Origin of the sequence: Bradyrhizobium tropiciagri, assembly GCF_001189845.1 — a bacterium.
Taxonomy (GTDB): Bacteria; Pseudomonadota; Alphaproteobacteria; order Rhizobiales; family Xanthobacteraceae; genus Bradyrhizobium; species Bradyrhizobium tropiciagri.
On sequence record NZ_LFLZ01000021.1, the window covers coordinates 44623 to 60978 of the forward strand.

18 protein-coding genes are annotated in these 16356 nt (G+C 59.1%); 6 read left to right on the forward strand and 12 right to left on the reverse strand.

Annotated elements, in window-relative coordinates; translation table 11 throughout:
• Positions 1-153: 153 nt before the first annotated feature.
• The 3 genes from AKN84_RS18385 (at position 154) to AKN84_RS45655 (ending at position 2684) form a co-directional block, all read left to right on the forward strand.
• On the forward strand, positions 154-1068 hold the full coding sequence (locus AKN84_RS18385) for a hypothetical protein (protein WP_050422074.1): 915 nt from the start codon (positions 154-156) through the stop codon (positions 1066-1068).
• Positions 1069-2204: 1136 nt separating this feature from the next.
• On the forward strand, positions 2205-2450 hold the full coding sequence (locus tag AKN84_RS18395; protein WP_128970958.1) for a helix-turn-helix domain-containing protein: 246 nt from the start codon (positions 2205-2207) through the stop codon (positions 2448-2450).
• Positions 2451-2537: 87 nt separating this feature from the next.
• Complete coding sequence (locus AKN84_RS45655) at positions 2538-2684, forward strand: hypothetical protein (protein WP_128970959.1); 147 nt, start codon at positions 2538-2540, stop codon at positions 2682-2684.
• 114 nt (positions 2685-2798) lie between these two features.
• Here AKN84_RS45655 and AKN84_RS45660 read toward each other — a convergent pair whose 3' ends face one another.
• The 12 genes from AKN84_RS45660 to AKN84_RS47405 all read right to left on the reverse strand — a co-directional run bounded on the left by AKN84_RS45660 (position 2799) and on the right by AKN84_RS47405 (position 11327).
• Positions 2799-2951, reverse strand: a complete 153-nt coding sequence (locus AKN84_RS45660) for a DUF1127 domain-containing protein (protein ID WP_128970960.1) — start codon at positions 2949-2951, stop codon at positions 2799-2801.
• 822 nt (positions 2952-3773) lie between these two features.
• Complete coding sequence (locus AKN84_RS18405; RefSeq protein WP_050422078.1) at positions 3774-3986, reverse strand: hypothetical protein; 213 nt, start codon at positions 3984-3986, stop codon at positions 3774-3776.
• Complete coding sequence (locus AKN84_RS18410) at positions 3983-4360, reverse strand: hypothetical protein (protein WP_050422079.1); 378 nt, start codon at positions 4358-4360, stop codon at positions 3983-3985. Before AKN84_RS18410 ends, AKN84_RS18405 begins: the two co-directional genes overlap by 4 nt.
• 332 nt (positions 4361-4692) lie before the next feature.
• Positions 4693-5448 (reverse strand): ATP-binding protein, encoded by a 756-nt coding sequence (locus AKN84_RS18415; RefSeq protein ID WP_050422080.1) that lies wholly within the window; start codon positions 5446-5448, stop codon positions 4693-4695.
• A gap of 64 nt (positions 5449-5512) precedes the next feature.
• Complete coding sequence (gene cyoD, locus AKN84_RS18420; RefSeq protein ID WP_050422081.1) at positions 5513-5911, reverse strand: cytochrome o ubiquinol oxidase subunit IV; 399 nt, start codon at positions 5909-5911, stop codon at positions 5513-5515.
• Positions 5908-6522, reverse strand: coding sequence for a cytochrome (ubi)quinol oxidase subunit III (locus tag AKN84_RS18425; protein ID WP_347337349.1), 615 nt, complete (start codon positions 6520-6522; stop codon positions 5908-5910). Before AKN84_RS18425 ends, cyoD begins: the two co-directional genes overlap by 4 nt.
• 14 nt (positions 6523-6536) lie before the next feature.
• Positions 6537-8525: a cytochrome o ubiquinol oxidase subunit I gene (cyoB, locus tag AKN84_RS18430; RefSeq protein ID WP_050422083.1), complete on the reverse strand. Its 1989-nt coding sequence runs from the start codon at positions 8523-8525 to the stop codon at positions 6537-6539.
• Positions 8522-8938 (reverse strand): COX aromatic rich motif-containing protein, encoded by a 417-nt coding sequence (locus AKN84_RS48545; protein ID WP_050422084.1) that lies wholly within the window; start codon positions 8936-8938, stop codon positions 8522-8524. The genes cyoB and AKN84_RS48545 overlap by 4 nt, the downstream gene beginning before the upstream one ends.
• Positions 8935-9399: a cytochrome ubiquinol oxidase subunit II family protein gene (locus AKN84_RS48550; RefSeq protein ID WP_050422085.1), complete on the reverse strand. Its 465-nt coding sequence runs from the start codon at positions 9397-9399 to the stop codon at positions 8935-8937. Before AKN84_RS48550 ends, AKN84_RS48545 begins: the two co-directional genes overlap by 4 nt.
• 1 nt (position 9400) lies before the next feature.
• On the reverse strand, positions 9401-10417 hold the full coding sequence (locus AKN84_RS18445; RefSeq protein ID WP_128970961.1) for a heme o synthase: 1017 nt from the start codon (positions 10415-10417) through the stop codon (positions 9401-9403).
• Positions 10418-10778: 361 nt separating this feature from the next.
• Positions 10779-11111 (reverse strand): hypothetical protein, encoded by a 333-nt coding sequence (locus tag AKN84_RS45670; protein WP_128970962.1) that lies wholly within the window; start codon positions 11109-11111, stop codon positions 10779-10781.
• Between the two features lie 60 nt (positions 11112-11171).
• A complete protein-coding gene (locus tag AKN84_RS47405) occupies positions 11172-11327 on the reverse strand; it encodes a hypothetical protein (RefSeq protein ID WP_157863319.1) in 156 nt (51 codons plus the stop codon).
• A 773-nt stretch (positions 11328-12100) separates the two neighbouring features.
• On the opposite strand from AKN84_RS47405, the gene AKN84_RS18455 reads away from it, so the two are divergent.
• From AKN84_RS18455 to AKN84_RS18465, 3 genes are all read left to right on the forward strand, one after another.
• Entirely contained in the window at positions 12101-14824 is a 2724-nt protein-coding gene (locus AKN84_RS18455; RefSeq protein WP_244485265.1) for a helix-turn-helix transcriptional regulator, read from the forward strand.
• A 191-nt stretch (positions 14825-15015) separates the two neighbouring features.
• Complete coding sequence (locus AKN84_RS18460; RefSeq protein ID WP_128970963.1) at positions 15016-15459, forward strand: winged helix-turn-helix domain-containing protein; 444 nt, start codon at positions 15016-15018, stop codon at positions 15457-15459.
• 51 nt (positions 15460-15510) lie between these two features.
• Positions 15511-16344 carry a sensor histidine kinase gene (locus tag AKN84_RS18465; RefSeq protein ID WP_050422089.1) on the forward strand — a complete coding sequence of 278 codons (834 nt, stop codon included), beginning with the start codon at positions 15511-15513 and terminating at the stop codon, positions 16342-16344.
• The last annotated feature ends 12 nt before the right edge of the window (positions 16345-16356 follow it).

Consider the following 16356-nt stretch of genomic DNA (forward strand, 5'->3'; position numbering starts at 1 on the left):
CGAAGGCGGGAGCGTAACCGCCGAGACTGTTGCGGGCGAAGCGGCGGATACGTCCTCGGCCAAATCCGCGCTACGCTAGCTTGATTGAGGTCAATGTAGCTTCTATCTACAATTGAGCTCGGATTTTCGACTTCATAATAGGTCGAACATTTTATGAGCGAACAACTACGTCAAAAAGGTAGGCAGTTGGCAGAAGCTCTCACCTCTGCTTCTGCAGAAATGAAGGAGGGATACGACCAGCGTTTGCGAGCGGCTGTGGAGTCCGAACACGCTGAGTTCAAAAAGGCATATGCCAATGGAAGTTGCTATTTGTGCGGTGACTGCCTGACGTCGTTCGACGAGAGCAAGCCGTGCGCGCATTGGCTTTTGAATCCGGCAGGGTTTCGCAAGAAAAAGCACTTCGAACTGGTCACTTCAAAATATGGATTCCATCAACTCCAAAGCTTCTTGCGGTGGCTAGCCAACGCAGACGGTGGCCCTAAGAACATCAATGACCTCCCAGAGGAAGGTACGGGAAAACTGCGGGAGGTGACGATTCGATACAAAGACTTAGAATGGGCATTTTCAAGTACTCTGAACGACTTCCACGGTCACGGATCGGGTACGCATCGGTCGCCGCATTACCATTTTCAAATGCGACAGGGTACGAGCATAGTTATCAGATACAACGACTTTCATGTTCCGTTTTCCGAAAGAGATATTCTAGAAATTTCCGCGGAAATGGCAGAGCCCGATCTAAAGCGCCGCTGGAGCCACGGCGAAGGTATGAAGGAGGCATTTCGCGAAGATGTAATCGAGGCGATGCTTGAACGTGGCGGATTTAAATCGACTGGTGATGGCGCAGGTGATGTGAAGTTTGATCATTTTATCACTGCCGACGAAGGAACGACGATAAAGGGCGAGGATATCTTGGCTCTATACGAGGAAGCCAAATCGAGCGGCGTTCCGATTGCGACGCTCCTCAAGCAAGGCAAGCTTTCGAATGTATCGGTGACTACTATTGCCTCTCCCGGACCCGGTGTCGTGGAGCAGAAAACCCGGTCGGGACGAGGAGGCAAGGCGACGTGAGCGAATCGGACTGGTGATTGCGAGAGCAGGTAAGTTCAGCAAGCGGGGCGATTGGCGAAGCTGGTCTTGGAGACGGTGGATTGCGCGCCTTCGCCAATCCGCCCTACGTTTGCTTAGAGATACGGAGTATGATCAGGAACTAGCTGCGCGTCCTTTGGATGCCGCTTCAGTATTCGGCCAGCTTGTGCTTTGACGGATTGAGGAAGCTTTTCTTTCGGGTACTTGAGTGCCCCCGATAGTGACCGGACGACAACATTGAACGGCACGCTAAATAGGGGCGGTATCGGGCCATCGTCGTCTACCGACTTCAGCAACAGGAAGAGTAGTCCTGTCTGATATCCGAGGGCATAAGCAGCATTCCAATGATCTTTGCTCTTCGATAGCTCCTCTATTCGATGCTCGTAGCTGTGTATTCGCCGCACGATTAAGCTGATCGCCCAGCAAATCGGCCGCGGCTTGGCTGACGACATCGTGCTGATGACAGAACTCGATTTCTCGGCGAACGAGAGATTCAACGCGGAGTTAGCGCATGAAACGAAGCGCTGCCCCGCTCCCGCTCATGACCAACAGGTCCGCGAGCTCGCGTCCGAAATCCAGGGCGTTGTAACGATCGATGACATCGTGGCACGTAGCGGCCTCGGCGCCGAGGGCTTCCGATCCACCGTACGCTTGATTGCTGGCGGATACTTCCAACTCGCTGATCCGGACATCCGCAGAAGAAGCGTCCGAAGGATTCGAATATCGCCGCGGCGAAGGCTCCTTGGCCTCCTTGTCCTCCACCAGTGAAGCGGTGATACCTCACGCGGGAGTGTCCGAATTGTGCTGATTTGCTCACTGTGATGACGGAGATGCATGAGTGTCCACCAACTGAGATTCACAAGCGACAAGCGGCCACTATTGGTCCGCGGTGATTGAGAGGGTCCTAGGCGGGTTATTTGAATCCTTAGGCGTCGTTGTTGCCGGTCACACGGTTCTTCGGCTTGCGGCGGGTAAATTTCCCGGCAAGGATTCGAATCTAGGATTCTGGATTGTGATTTCTTTGCGCGACGCGCCCTGGAGGGCGTTCGTTAGCTGTTGGTTAAAGAATACCTCGTCGGACGCCGTTTGTGAACCGCTAGAACCAGGAGTCCATAAACGTGGTTAACGACGGCCCGGAAATTTCACCCGCTCAGCTTCGCGCCGCCAGGGCTTGGTTGAACTGGAGCCAAGCGGAGTTGGCCAAGGCGGCTGGCGTCGCCAAGACCGTAGTAAATCGCTACGAGCAGGGGTACTCCGTGCCCCATGCGGAAAGCCTAAGGAAAGTGCAGGGGGCTCTCGAGGCTGCGGGTATTCGGTTCGAGTTTGACGGAATGAAAGGCACAGGGGTTAGCTTCAGCAGCTAATCGCTCGAACCGCTATAAGATCAAACGAGGAGCGCCGCTATCGCGGCTTCCTTGTTTCGCGCCTCCAGCTGCGGTCGATTGCATCCGATGGGCGGCGTCGAGCTGCGCATCGTCGATGTCAACGGTCAGGCGATGCCGCAAGGCGAGGTCGGCGAGATCGTCTGCCGCACACCGGCTCTCCACTTGTTGGCGCGGGCTCTCTTTCGGTTTGCGATTCCTGTCCGGCGGTCATGATCAACCGAACCTCTGTTTTCATGGCGGACGGCGCTCAGGCCGGTGCTAATCCGCTCCGCTCCCATATTGAGTTGGGGATAGGCGGGCCGAAACGTCTGGTTGGGGAACGGCGGATCAGCCGTTATAGTTGCCCGCTGCTACGCGGAGAATATCCGAGCGATGAAGGCCGATGTCGGCCAATTCGCGATCGCTGAATTGGGATAGCTCGGCGATATTGCGCCGACGGTCCCTGAACGCCTTGATCATGCGGATGAGCGAAAGCAACATTGGTAAGTCTCCTTTTCGTTCGATTCAGCTCTCGGAGAATGCGGTTTTCCAACACATGCAGCTTAAAGACGATCGTGATCAGCGGTTCAATTGGACGCCGGTGGTCGTCGGACACACCGAATCGGAACGGAACGATACAAAAATTTATGACACTCCCTGCTGGTCGTAGCCGCGCACCGACGTTGTTCTCGGCGATCAATGCCACCGCTGATACGACATCGAGCTGGAACGAAAACGCCGCCGCCATGCGCAAGGTCGCGGCGCTCGTGCGATGCGGTTGAGCCTAACGCCTGCCGTGCTGGTCTTGATCGTGGGCCTGCAGCAAGCGGACAAAATCGGCCATGCTGGATTGATCCCGACTTTCGATCACAGCCGCAACCCGAACATCGGACGCGGGTTGGCTCCCTTGCCAAAACCGGATTAGGAGATCGGCGATGTTTCTGATGGCGTACTCTCCGCAGCCAACTGTGGCGGTAGCACCAATTGCTGGAGCGGCGACGCGGGCTCGATCAGGAGAAAGGTCGGCGGGCGCTACGCCGCCGGCCTTGTCCTGCAACTGCCGGCTCGCAGGCCGGTTCCGTTGCGCTTCACTCCGAATTCCTGGATAGCAGCGCGTACCTGATGGAGCCATTGCGCGCGGGTATGAAGCGATCGGACCAAGGAACGCTCGGGCTAGTGCATCGGTATAAATCGACTAGACGTTGGTTTAGTCCCAGGTTCACCTGGCATGCTCGGCCGCGCCAACCGGGCGGCAGAGCGCCGTAACGAACCGCTTTGCCGCAAAGGTCTCCCGCCGCCAATCCGCGCGTTTTTATGCCGCGCTCATAAGGCAAGGTCCAAATCAGACTCGCATTCCGACGCCGCGGTAGGCACTTGCATTTGGTTGGTGGCGAAGGAAGGGAATGCTGGCGTGAGATTTGCGGCCGTCAGCGGCGGCGCGACCCAGTTGTCGATCACCGCGCCGCCGTAGGCGTTGTTTGGCTTCTCCGCTCCCAGCAGGTTGCGCGGCGTATGACAGGCGCCGCAGCGGCTCAAGCCCTACGCGAGGTAAGCGCCGCGATTCCACTCCGCACTCCTGGTGACATCCGGTTCGAAGCGCCCGAGCCGGAAAACAGCAGCTTCCATCCCACCTGCAGGTAGCGGATGTTGAACGGAAATGGGATGCCGCTCGGCTGCCGCGTCACATGGACTGGAGTTCTGGTCATGAAGTAGGCGTAGAGAGCGTGTACGTCATCATCGGAGAACTTGGCGAAATGGTCGTAGGAGAACACCGGAAAGAGATGCGAGCCGTCACGTGAAACGCCCTTCTGCATCGCGCACGCGAAGGCCGCTTCCGACCAGGTGCCGATGCCGGTCTCCGGATCGGGCGTGATGTTGGTCGAATAGATCACGCCAAACGGGGTTTCCATTCCGTAGCCCCCGGCGAACCTCTCTCCACCCTTCCGCGTGTGATAGGCTGCGCAATAGCCGCCTCTCCCAAGAGCTTGCGCCTTCGCGACCAATTCTGGCGCAAAGCTTGCCGAACCGGGAGGGGCGACCGGGACAATGGCCGGTCGCCACGCCAACGGGCCAAATCCTGCAAGTGGCGACATTCGTGCGCGCGAGCTCGATCGCCCGCCGGCGATCGTTGCCGCAGGCGGCGTAGAACTCTGCAGCATGGTCCGCAAAGGCGAGCAGATGCCCCTCAAGAAGCTGATCGAAGCCGGACCGCGCTGCGCACGATCGCGGTGCCGATCTTCGATCAAACGGGTGCAGCGATCGCTGCCGCTGAGATCAATTGGATCGCTTCATCGCCGGGTCGATCGTTCTGACCATCGTGGCGCCGGCCGGACGGAGGGCGGCGGATTCTGCGCCGCCTCAGCGGACCAATTTGTGCCGCTCCGGCGGCGCGTTGCTCGGCCCTGGTCATTGGGAAGGTGAGAAGAAAGGACGATCCTTCCTCGCCGCAAGACGTATGAATGCGGCCGCCCAGACGGTTGGCTAACTCGCCGATGATGGTTAGTCCACGACCTCGTCGAACAGCTTCAGGTGCCGAGCCATTATCAGAAACCTTGCACTTAGCGACGTTGTCAGCAAAACTTAGTTCGACTCGCACTGCTGGACTCCTACTGTCGAACTGTGCATGTCGTGCCACATTGGTCAGCAGCTCGGATACAATCAACCCAAGCTTCCAGGCGCGTTCTTTCTCGAGCAGCAGATCGTCCGCTGAAAACATCAGACGAATCGTCAAGGGCGCCAGTCGGCACTTCGTGATCGAGACGCAAAGCTGCTGAAGGTAACGCGCGGCATTGGCAAGACGCCCTCGATTCGGCGTGTGCAATGCGCCGTGAACGTCGGCGTATTCATGCAGAAGGTCCACGACGTCGAGGAGGGCTACCTTGACCGCAACGTTATCTGATTCAATCGCTTTCGCCGAAACCGCGCAGATCGCAGATGTGAGATCGCTATTTATCCTGTGATTCAACTCGCGAAGAAGCAAGGATTCATCGGGGTACATTTCGTGCTCCTACAGGTCTTTCTCTCGCTCAAGTCGTAGCCAGGCGCTGGGTGATATCCCCTGGTCAGCGCGGCATCTGCAGATTCATCAACTCGGAATGGCCCATCATATTCTCGTTCAGATTGGCCATGATCACGAGCGAGCCCGCGAGAACCAGGAAGACGATGAGCACGCCAAAGGCGAGCGCCAGCACGTTATTGGTGCTATCGGGTCCAGTCGTGATGTGAAGGAAGAAGACCAGGTGCACTCCCATCTGAGCGATGGCGAGGACGGCGAGCCCGGCTGGTACCCCGGGTGCCCAGATTACCGAGGTGTTTGCCACCCAGAAGGACGTGACCGTCAGGATCACGGCAAGCAGCAGTCCGATCGTGTACACAAGGAAACCAGAAGACGCTTCTTGCTCCGACGCGGGGATCGTCGGTCGCTCTCCCGGTGCAACGTCCCAATGTGTTTCGGTGGTCATGGAAGGACTCCCATCAGATAGACAACGGTGAAAATAAGAACCCAGATGATGTCGAGCGCGTGCCAGAACAGGGAGAAGCAGTGCAGGCGGCGCACCACGACGTCCTGAAAACCTCTCAGTGACAGCTGAACCATCATGAGAACCAGCCACGCCAGTCCGACCGTCACGTGCAGCCCGTGACTGCCGACCAGCGCAAAGAATGCGGAAAGAAACGCGCTGCGTTGGGGCGTCGCTCCCAACGCAATCATGCCCTGGAACTCGTTGAGCTCGAGAGCAAGAAATGCCGATCCCAGAAGGAACGTCACCGCGGCGCCAAGGAAGGTCGCGAGATAACGCTGCGAGTTGATGGCCAAGGACATCATTCCACAGCTGTAGCTGGAGAGCAGGAGAAGGGCGGTCTCTATTGCGACGTTGCGCTGGTCAAACAGTTGACCACCGGTCAGGCCACCCGCGCTCGCCTTTGCAAGCACGGCATAGGCCGCAAACAGCGCCGAGAACATCACGATGTCACTCAGCAGGAAGATCCAGAACCCAAAGCCGGCGATGATCCGCTTGGGTGCGGGACCCGCCTCGCTGATATCAAGCAGTTCGCCGTGGCGGACTGCATCCATCTCAACTGCGACGTTCATAACGAAACCTCCACCGGGTGCGCGCGATCGAACAGAGCGACCTCATCTGCGGGGATCTCGACTTCGTCCTTCGCGCGGAACATGAAGGCGAGCAATGTCACGGCCGCGCCGAGAGCTCCGAAGCCTGCCATCCACCAGATATGCCAGATCAGAGCGAAGCCGGTGACCACTGCGAAGAACGCGGTCACGAAACCGACAGGACTGTTCTTGGGCACTTCGATCGGCCGGTACGTGTGCTGCCGTGCGGGCAACTCCTGCTTCGCAAGCACGCGCTGCTTGTGCGCCCAGAAAGCATCAAGCCCATCAACTCGTGGCAGGACTGCAAAATTCCAGGCCGGGGGCGGCGACGCGGTAGACCATTCGAGGGTGCGGCCGTTCCAGGGATCGCCTGTCGTGTCGCGCAGTTGCTCACGGTGGCGAATGGACACCACGATCTGGACGATCTGACAGATGATTCCGGCAAAAATCACCATTGCGCCTGCCTCGGCGACCAACAACCATGGTTGCCAGGCGAGAACATCGGAGTGCTGCAGGCGGCGGGGCATGCCCATCAATCCTGTCACGTAGAGCGGCATGAAAGCGAGGTGGAAGCCGATGAACCAGCACCAGAAGGCTGCCTTGCCCCACCGCTCATCCAGCTTGAAGCCGAATGCCTTGGGAAACCAGTAATTGTAGCCGGCTATCGCCCCGAACAGGACGCCCGGGATGATGACGTGATGGAAATGGGCAACCAGGAAAACGCTGTTGTGGACCTGCCAATCGACCGCCGGCAACGCCAACAGCACGCCGGTCAAGCCGCCGAACACGAACGTCACCATGAAGCCGATCGTCCACAACACCGGCACCGTGAACCGGACTCGACCGCCGTACATTGTGAACAACCAGTTGAAGACTTTGACGCCCGTCGGCACACCGATGATCATGCTGGTGATGCCGAAGAAGGCATTGACACTCGCGCTGGCGCCCATCGTGAAGAAATGATGCAGCCAGACCGTGTAGGACAGTACGCAGATCGCCATCGTGGCGAGCACCATCGAGCGATAGCCGAATAGCGATTTACCCGAAAACGTGGCGGCGACCTCGGAATAGACGCCAAATGCAGGGAGGACCAGGATGTAGACTTCGGGATGACCCCAAATCCAGAACAGGTTCACATACATCATCACGTTGCCGCCGGCATCCACGGTAAAGAAGTGAAAGCCAAGGTAGCGATCGAGAAGAAGCATTGCGAACAGCGCGGTGAGGACGGGGAACGCCGCCACAATCAGCAGGTTCGAGGCGAGCGCCGTCCAGCAGAAAACCGGCATGCGCAGGTAACTCATGCCAGGAGCCCGCATCTTCAGAATCGTGGTGACAAAGTTGACGCCGCTCAACAAGGTCCCAATGCCCGAGATTTGCAACGACCAGAGATAGTAGTCGACGCCGACTCCGGGTGAGAATTGCAGCTCGCTCAGCGGCGGATAGGCGAACCAGCCGGTCTTTGCGAACTCGCCGACCGCGAGCGACATGTTGGTGAGGAGAACACCGGACGCGGTGAGCCAGAAGCTGATCGAGTTCATCGTAGGGAACGCGACATCGCGGACGCCGAGTTGCAGCGGCACGACAAAGTTCATGAGCCCGATCACAAACGGCATGGCCACAAAGAAAATCATGATCGTGCCATGCGCCGAGAAGATTTGGTCAAAATGCTCTGGCGGCAGGTACCCTTGCGCTCCGCCGACTGCGATGGCCTGCTGCGTGCGCATCATGATGCCATCCGCGAAGCCGCGCAGCAGCATGACCAGCGCCAGGACGATATACATGACGCCGATGCGTTTGTGGTCGACGGAGGTGATCCACTCGCGCCAGAGATAGGGAACGTAACCCTTGAGCGTGACCCACGAAAGGATCGAGCCGATCGCGACGATCATGACGCCGACCGTGCCCATGATGATGGGCTGATCGAACGGGACAGCACTCCAGTCCAGCTTACCAAGTAGAGTCATTTCTCTGCCCTCATCGATGTGGGATAGCTGCGGCACAAGGCAGCGTCGGACTGCATTGAGGTCGTCCGGATGGTGTCAAACAGACCGGGCGCGACCGAGTGATAGGTGAACGGCGTCACGGCGGCGCTAGGCTTGGCGAGATCGGCATAGCTCGTCGAATCCAGCACCGGACCAGCGCTGCGGGTCGAAGAGACCCACCGCGCAAAGCGTTCGGAAGGCATCGCGTCGACGTTGAAGTGCATATCGGCGAAGCCGTCGCCGCTGAAATTAGCCGACAAGCCCCGATACGTTCCCGCGTAATCGGCTCGCAAGTTCAGCCGCGTCACCATCCCAGCCATGGTGTAGATCTGGCCGGCAAGCTGCGGCACGAAGAAGCTGTTCATGACACCCGAGGAAGTCAGCTCGAAGCTCACTGGCGTGCGACGGGTATCGCCAGGTGATTGACGCTCGCGACACCCAGCTCTGGATAGATGAACAACCATTTCCAGTCGAGCGAGATAGCTTGGACCTTGATCGGCTTCGTCGAAGAGGCAATCGGCTTGGGCGGATCGAGATCGTACGCGCCAATCCAGGCCACAGTGCCGGTGAGCAAAATGGTCATCAGCGGGATCGACCAGACGAGCATCTCGAGGCGGCCAGAATAGACGAAATCCGGCCGATAGCGCGCGTGGTCATTCGATGCGCGGAACCAGAAGGCAACGCCAAGCGTCGCAATGACCACCGGGATCACGATCGCCAGCATGATGCCGGTCGCGTTGATCAAAATCTGCAGTTCAGCAAAAGCAATGGGTCCTTTCGGATCGAGCACGCCTTCGGTGCAGCCACCGAGTAGCAAGGCGCCGATCAGGGGCAGAGCAAGCAAACAGATTCGCATGTCAGACCTCGCGAGTAATGAGAGTGGGGAGGCCGTTTGCGACGCGAGCCGTGGCTGGCAGGGCCTTGCCATGTGCCCATCCGCCGCTGTGGCGAGCATGCGGGGCAGGGGACCGCGAGAACGCACCAGTGCCGTGGTCGGCCAGGAGCGCCGCAAACAGCGCGAACAAATAGAAAATCGAAAACAGGAACAGCCTGTGAGCTGCGCGCCGATCGGCTCCAGTGCTTTTGTTCACCCGGTGTGCGAATAGAAGGAAGAGCGCGCTGCAGGCCGCTGCGATCACGCCATAGATCACGCCGGCAAATTCGAGCACCCAAGGCAGTTCGGAGGCGAGAACTAGGAGGACGCTGTAGACCAGGATCTGCCGCGTTGTTGCGGCTCGTCCCGCCACAACCGGCAGCATGGGGACGCCGGCGCGGGCATAGTCATCGCTGCGATTGAGCGCGAGAGCCCAGAAATGGGCCGGTGTCCATAGGAAGATAATGAGGAAAAGCGCAAGCGGCTCGAGTGCAATCTGTCCGGTCGCCGCAGCCCATCCGATGACGGGCGGCAGTGCGCCGGCCGCACCGCCGATAACGATGTTCTGGGATGTGCTCCGTTTCAGCCACGCCGTGTACACGGCAACGTAGAAGAGAATCGTGCCGGCCAGCAGCGTGGCCGCTGCGAGGTTCGTTGCGAAGGCGAGAGCTGTAATTGCGATAACGGCAAGCACCAGTCCAAAGACAAGCGCCTCGATCTTCGTGACCTTACCGCGGGGAATGGGCCGCATCGCCGTACGAGCCATGACTGCGTCGATATCGGCGTCGTACCACATGTTCAACGCACCGGCGGCTCCGGCGCCGGCGGCGATTGCTAGAATTGCAATGAAGCCAGGGAGTGGATCGAGGCGGGTTGGCGCAACCATTAATCCGACGAATGCGGTGAACAGCGCGAGCGCCATCACGCGCGGCTTCATCAATGTGACGAAGTGGGGTAGCCGCTTCACGAAACTCGGCCGTGAGGCAACGTGAGACGCGATAACGGAATCGCTGTGGTATTCATGGTGGTCGATTCCTCAAGCCAGAGAGTTGTCTGTGTGAAGCCCTTCATTTCGCCGTCGCAACGATCGTGCGCCTTTCTGACAGTTAAACTCACGAGTTCTAGAACGTGAGTGAAGGCTGCCAAATTCCTGCAAATTCATCCGAGCGATCGCAAACATCTGGATCCGGTAGGCGTTGAACGCCCATCGAGATGGGAGTGCGTCAGCCGTTCGCACGCCTCCGCGACGGCTGGCCAAGAAGGTTTTACGTCGGGTTACAACCGTTGGTGGCTTACGAGACCGATAGACATCCGATGATGCCGCCGCGAGCTGCGCGAGCCGTCCTCTTGCAGGACGTCGCTCATCGAATTTGAGGTTTTCCGGCTAGAAACTCGCCACTTGACATTTCGAGGCAAATCAAAAGCTCAACATAGCTCTGCGTGCCTCCACTGCTGCTCTCCCCGACGCAGGTCTGCTTGTTCGACGCGGCAAATTCACGCCATCGTCTGTCGAGCTCATTTTTGGCATCTGTTTCGTCTTTTGCGCAGTCTGCGATTTCGGTGCCGACTGCTGCTACTTCGGCGCTGCAGTTTCGTACAATATCGAAGGCCGGTATTCGGTCTGTGGCCGAGGCCCGATCAATCGCCCATGAAGCGGCGACGGTGGCAGCTAGAGCAAGAGTGAAGGTACGCATTTTGATCTCTCCGTTGAATACGTGTCGGACGCCGTTGCGTTCATGGCGCGGCGCGCTCAATCATCCGATCCGGAACGAGTGATTTCTGAAGGTGCCGGTGTTGGGCTTGCCCGCTGAGGGGACTGCGCCTAGCGGATCCGGCTTCACCGTGATCAGGAACATCGCGAAGCACAGGGCTCCCATGACGAACGTGACCACGGTCAAGATGTGTTTCATGGGTGACTCCTGCGCATCTCCATCTGACGCCGCGGTGACCGCCTTTCGAATTTCAGCTTGCGCCGCATCAGACACGGCGCGACGCCGATCAAATGCCGCAACAGACTATTCGGCCGGCACGAGCGTCGGATTCTTCGCAAAATTGGGCGGAGGTCGGCCGGCGCGGGTGGTGTCCGATGAAGTCTTCGATTTGGTCGCTCGAGTGTCATCATGGTCGTTCCGTCGGTGTCGCAATTGCGTGGTCTCAGCTTGCCGTCGTCAGTCTCTGTTTTGACGCAGAGGCGGTGCCATCGCGAGTTAAGCGTCGCGAATCGCGCCAAATTTCTGGGAGCGAGGAGGCGGTCCACGTATGCCGGATCAGGCAAGATCAACGGACGGCTGGCATTTCTCAGGCGATCGGGTACGATTTCTGGGGTCCGAGAGAGGCCCGAGCATGGCGTACATGAGCCGCCGGAAAGCCCGACGCCGGAGTTTCTCAGATGGTGCCGCATCCACTGAATAGCACGTACTCGGATAGCAGCTCTCAGATCCTCCGGGAGAGAGCGCGTCTTTCATGGTGGCTGGCGACTCGATGATGACGGTAAGCGCCGCGCCGTGCTGCTCGTTGCTCCTGCCGCCGAGGATCTGCCCCTCGTCACGGGTATGTGATAGGGTATCCCTCGAGGTCCGGCTGGAAATCATCGCGCGAAGCGCCAAGGCCTAGGATGGCGAAACGGCTGAAAACAACTCGGTTACCGAGGCCCAAGCAGCCCGAAGGCGCCTCACGATCGAGGGTGCTATCCTTGCAGGGACGAGAGACAGAAATCGCCCTGATCAATCAGCTTCTCGACCGGATCGATCAAGGTGGCTCGTCTCTCGTGATCAGCGGGGCACCCGGGATCGGGAAATCAGCGCTGCTTGAAGAAGCAAAAAGCCGGGCGCGTGAACGCGGCATCACCGTATTGGGCATGACGGGCGTCCAGGCTGAAGTCCATATTGCATTCGCGGGACTTGAGCAGGCACTGCGGCCGCTCATGAAGCAGGCAAAATCGTTGGCTTCCGGCCAACGGTCTGCTTTGCTAAGTGCGTTTGGTATGGGCAATGATGCTGCTGCGTCCCCGGATATTTGGCTGGTCGCTCTGGCGACGCTCACCCTTCTGACTGGAGGTTCGGGTCGCAAGCCTTTTTTGCTTGTCGCTGATGACGCCCAATGGCTGGATGAGGCGACCCGCAATGTCTTGTCCTTTGTCTCGAGGCGATTGAGTTCGGATCCCATCGTTCTGCTGTTGGCTGTACGTGAGGGTTTCGAACTGCCGTTTGGTGATGCTGATACTTTGCGACACGTTATTCCCGCTCTCGGCGATGCCGATGCGGAACGCTTGCTGGAGATCCAGGCGCCTGGCCTTTCAGATGATCTACGCGGCCGAGTGCTGAGAGAAGCCGTCGGCAATCCGCTCGCCCTTATGGAACTGCCGAGCGCAATTCAGGCGGCAGATGATCGTGAGGCCCGATGGCTCCCGTTGACGGAGCGCCTTGAACGCGCTTTTTCCAGTCGCTTGTCCGAGCTTCCCAGTGCCACGCGGACGCTCCTGTCCGTAGCTGCGGCAAACGATGGGGCGTCTCCTCACGAAATCATGCGCGCTGGCGAAGTGCTGCTCGACCAGAATATCGGAGTTGATGCCTTCGCAGCCGCCGTCTCGGCTAAACTGATCGAGCTCAATGCAACGGAGGTGCGGTTTCGACACCCGCTCGTACGATCCGCGATTCATCAAGTCACTGACCTGGCGACGCGCCAAAGGGTTCACGCCGCGCTCGCGGCGATCATCGAAGATCCGGATCGCCGGCTTTGGCATCGTGCGGCAGCGACGATCGGACCGGACGATGAACTGGCTGCCGAACACGACCTCCTGGCAAGCCGTACGCGGCAGCGGGGTTGCATCGCCATGGTGGTCGAGACCCTGCAAGTTGCAGCGAAATTGAGTAGCACAGCAGGAGCAAGGAGGGAGCGACTTCTGAAGGCCGCCGAATTTGCTGCCGATCTCGGGCGCCCGGAGTTGGTCGAGCATCTATTGCTAGGGGCCGAGGTAGATACGTCGGATAGGCTGAGCACAGCGCGGATCGGGTGGTGTCGCGAGATATGCCAGCCTCCGATATTCAATGATCCAAGAAAGATCTCCGCGTTGGTTGGCTTTTCCGACCACGCACGCGCCGCAGACGCGAAGGATCTCGCAGCCAATCTCCTCTGGCGGGCGGCACAACACTGCTGGTGGAGCAACGCGAGCAGCGACGTCTGCGCAGGCGTTCTCGCTGCGGCAAGCCGGCTGGAATTACCGGAGCTCGATGCACGCTCGATCGCAATTTCGGCCTATACTGAGCCGCTTCGCCGAGGCGGTGAAGTGTACGCGAAGCTGAAGGCGCTCTCTGGAAGAAGTATCGGCAACGCAAATATTGTGCGCTTCCTGGGGAGTTCCGCGAACGTCATCGGGGCGTTCGATCTCGGTGTCAGCTTTCTGGCCGAGTGCAGTACAGAGCTGCGCAGACAAGGTCGAATCGGCAACCTGCCGCGTACGCTTGTCGCTCAAGCGTGGGCCGAAAGGGAAGTGGGCGATTGGGTGGGGGCAATGAGAGAAGCCGAGGAAGCGGTGCGCCTTGCTGAGGAAACGGGAAGCGCCTTATGGACCGCTGCGGCCACGATCATGAAGGCGAAGCTCGCGGGTATGCAAGGCGATCTGCAGCAGTCCGAAGCACATGCGGCGCAAGCAGAGCGTCTCGTCTTATCCACCGGCGCCATGTTCCTGCTGGCCCAGCTGCAGTTGGCGCGAGGCGTAACCGCCATCGGTGCCGGCCGATATTTGGAAGCCTTTGAGCATCTGCGCCGCCTGTTTGCGCCTGCCGATCCGGCCTTCAACTCCCGTCTGCAATTTTTTGCGCTCGCCGATTTCGTCGAGGCGGCGGTCTATTCCGATCGGTCGCAAGCTGCGCGTAGTGTGATCGATGAGATCGAGCGCGTCTCGGCTCCGAAGCCGGTGCCGTGGGTCGAGACGATGTTATTCTACGGCAAGGCGCTGGTCGCGACTGATGAAGATGCGGAGCGGCTCTTCCTGCAGGGTCTTGGGCCGGCTGCAAAGAATTGGCCTTTCTTGCGAGGGCGCCTCCTGCTCGCTTATGGCGTGTGGCTACGCCGACAGCGCAGGCCCGCCGACGCACGGGCGCCACTGCGCGAAGCCCGGGGCATTTTCGACGCGCTCGGCGCTATGCCTTGGAGCGATCGCGCGCGCGTGGAGTTGCGAGCAGCCGGCGAAACCAGCCTTCGTCGAACCGAACGAATTTGGGAGAAGCTGACCCCACAAGAGTTGCACATCGCGCAACTCGCTGCTCAAGGGCTTTCTAACAAGGCAATCGGCGCTAAACTATATTTGTCACATAAAACCGTCGGCTACCACCTGCAGCACATCTTTTCAAAGACCGGGATCACCTCCCGATCCAGCCTGGGACCTATTCTCTCCACAAGCCCGTAGCCTCGCAACTCGACTTCCTGAGTCGTCGGACTGGGCATTTGCCAGATGGCGCCTGTCCTCGGTCGCCATAGGTCCAAACCCGCGAGACAATTGTAGGAGGCGGTCTAGGGCGGTCAGTGATGGGCTACGCGAGGTTATAATGCCCGCATTCATCGGACGCTCGGCGGATCCCGAATTCAACAGGAGTGAACATGGGTGACGTTATTCGATTTGCTCCAAAATCGGGACTTAACGTAAGTCAAGCTGCTCAACGTCAGGGTATGGACGAGGCGATTTTCGGGAAGCAAACCGAATCCGCCGATGTCCCACCAACCAAAGTGTCCTTTGGACCGTTCTGTCTGCTCCCGACGCGGCTTCTGTTGTTGGAGGGCGACAAAGTGGTGCCTCTCGGAAGCCGTGCCATGGAGATCCTGATTGCTTTGCTTGAACGTTCCGGTGAGCTTGTCAGCAAGCAGGACTTGATGGCTCGCGTTTGGCCCAATCTATTTGTCGACCCGTCCAACCTCACGATCAACATGTCTGCTCTGCGACGCGCGCTGCGAGATGGCCGGGACGGACGCCGGTTCATCGTCAACATCCCCGGACGCGGCTACCGCTTCGTCGGCTCAGTGGATGTGTCGGGAGATGATAACTGAGCTCGAGGGGCAAAACGTCCGCATGACGCCTTGCGAACCCTGCGGCTACTGGTGCGCAAGCTCGCTACATCCGCCATTGCGATCGGGAACGAAATTGAGCTGCTCATGGACTTTGCCGCGCAGACTGCCGTTGCCCCGGAGATCAGCCGCCGTGAGCGTGAGCTACGCGAACAGCACATGCAACTGGCGCACACGAACCGCCTCGTAGCAATGGGGGAACTCAGCGCCTCTATCGCACATGAGGTCAATCAGCCGATTGCGGCGGGGCGCAACAACGTCATTGCGGCGCTGCATTTCTTGAACAGAGATCCGCCAGATTTGCAGGAGGTTCGAGAAGCGCTCGCTGCCGCTGTCAAGGACGCTGACCGGGTCAGCACCATCGTCTGTCGCATGCGCGCGCTCATGCAGAAAGCGTCGCCCCGACTGGATCCGGTAGATATCAACGAGGCCCTGCAGGAAGTGATCGAGCTGACCAGGGGAGAAGCGCTGAAGAACGGGGTCCTGGTGGAGAGCCAGCTCGCGCAAGGCCTGCCTGTCATTGCCGGTGACCGGGTCCAGCTTCAGCAAGTCGCTCTTAACCTCATTCTCAATGCCGTGCAGGCGATGGGCGCAGTTGGTGAGGGCGCGCGACAGATGCTCATCACCAGCCGCCAGATCGGCTCGAACGATCTGTACGTTGGCGTTCAGGATACAGGCCCCGGGCTGAGCCCGGAGACCCTCTCACGTCTGTTCGAGCCATTCTACACGACCAAGCCCAACGGCATGGGAATGGGACTTACAATCTGCCGTTCGATCGTCGAAGCCCATGGCGGACGCCTGTGGGTCAGCGCGTGCCAGCCACGCGGGGCCATGTTTCAGTTTGCGATCCCTGCGCGGCCGTCTTGACCAACCGATTGT

Excerpts from the sequence above, each read along its gene's own strand:
- AKN84_RS18385 (WP_050422074.1), top strand. The coding sequence starts at position 154 with ATGAGCGAACAACTACGTCAAAAAGGTAGGCAGTTGGCAGAAGCTCTC.
- AKN84_RS45655 (WP_128970959.1), top strand. The coding sequence starts at position 2,538 with ATGGGCGGCGTCGAGCTGCGCATCGTCGATGTCAACGGTCAGGCGATG.
- AKN84_RS45660 (WP_128970960.1), bottom strand. The coding sequence starts at position 2,951 with ATGTTGCTTTCGCTCATCCGCATGATCAAGGCGTTCAGGGACCGTCGG.
- AKN84_RS18410 (WP_050422079.1), bottom strand. The coding sequence starts at position 4,360 with ATGGAAACCCCGTTTGGCGTGATCTATTCGACCAACATCACGCCCGAT.
- AKN84_RS18415 (WP_050422080.1), bottom strand. The coding sequence starts at position 5,448 with ATGTACCCCGATGAATCCTTGCTTCTTCGCGAGTTGAATCACAGGATA.
- cyoD (WP_050422081.1), bottom strand. The coding sequence starts at position 5,911 with ATGACCACCGAAACACATTGGGACGTTGCACCGGGAGAGCGACCGACG.
- AKN84_RS18425 (WP_347337349.1), bottom strand. The coding sequence starts at position 6,522 with ATGGATGCAGTCCGCCACGGCGAACTGCTTGATATCAGCGAGGCGGGT.
- cyoB (WP_050422083.1), bottom strand. The coding sequence starts at position 8,525 with ATGACTCTACTTGGTAAGCTGGACTGGAGTGCTGTCCCGTTCGATCAG.
- AKN84_RS48550 (WP_050422085.1), bottom strand. The coding sequence starts at position 9,399 with ATGCGAATCTGTTTGCTTGCTCTGCCCCTGATCGGCGCCTTGCTACTC.
- AKN84_RS45670 (WP_128970962.1), bottom strand. The coding sequence starts at position 11,111 with ATGCGTACCTTCACTCTTGCTCTAGCTGCCACCGTCGCCGCTTCATGG.
- AKN84_RS47405 (WP_157863319.1), bottom strand. The coding sequence starts at position 11,327 with ATGAAACACATCTTGACCGTGGTCACGTTCGTCATGGGAGCCCTGTGC.
- AKN84_RS18460 (WP_128970963.1), top strand. The coding sequence starts at position 15,016 with ATGGGTGACGTTATTCGATTTGCTCCAAAATCGGGACTTAACGTAAGT.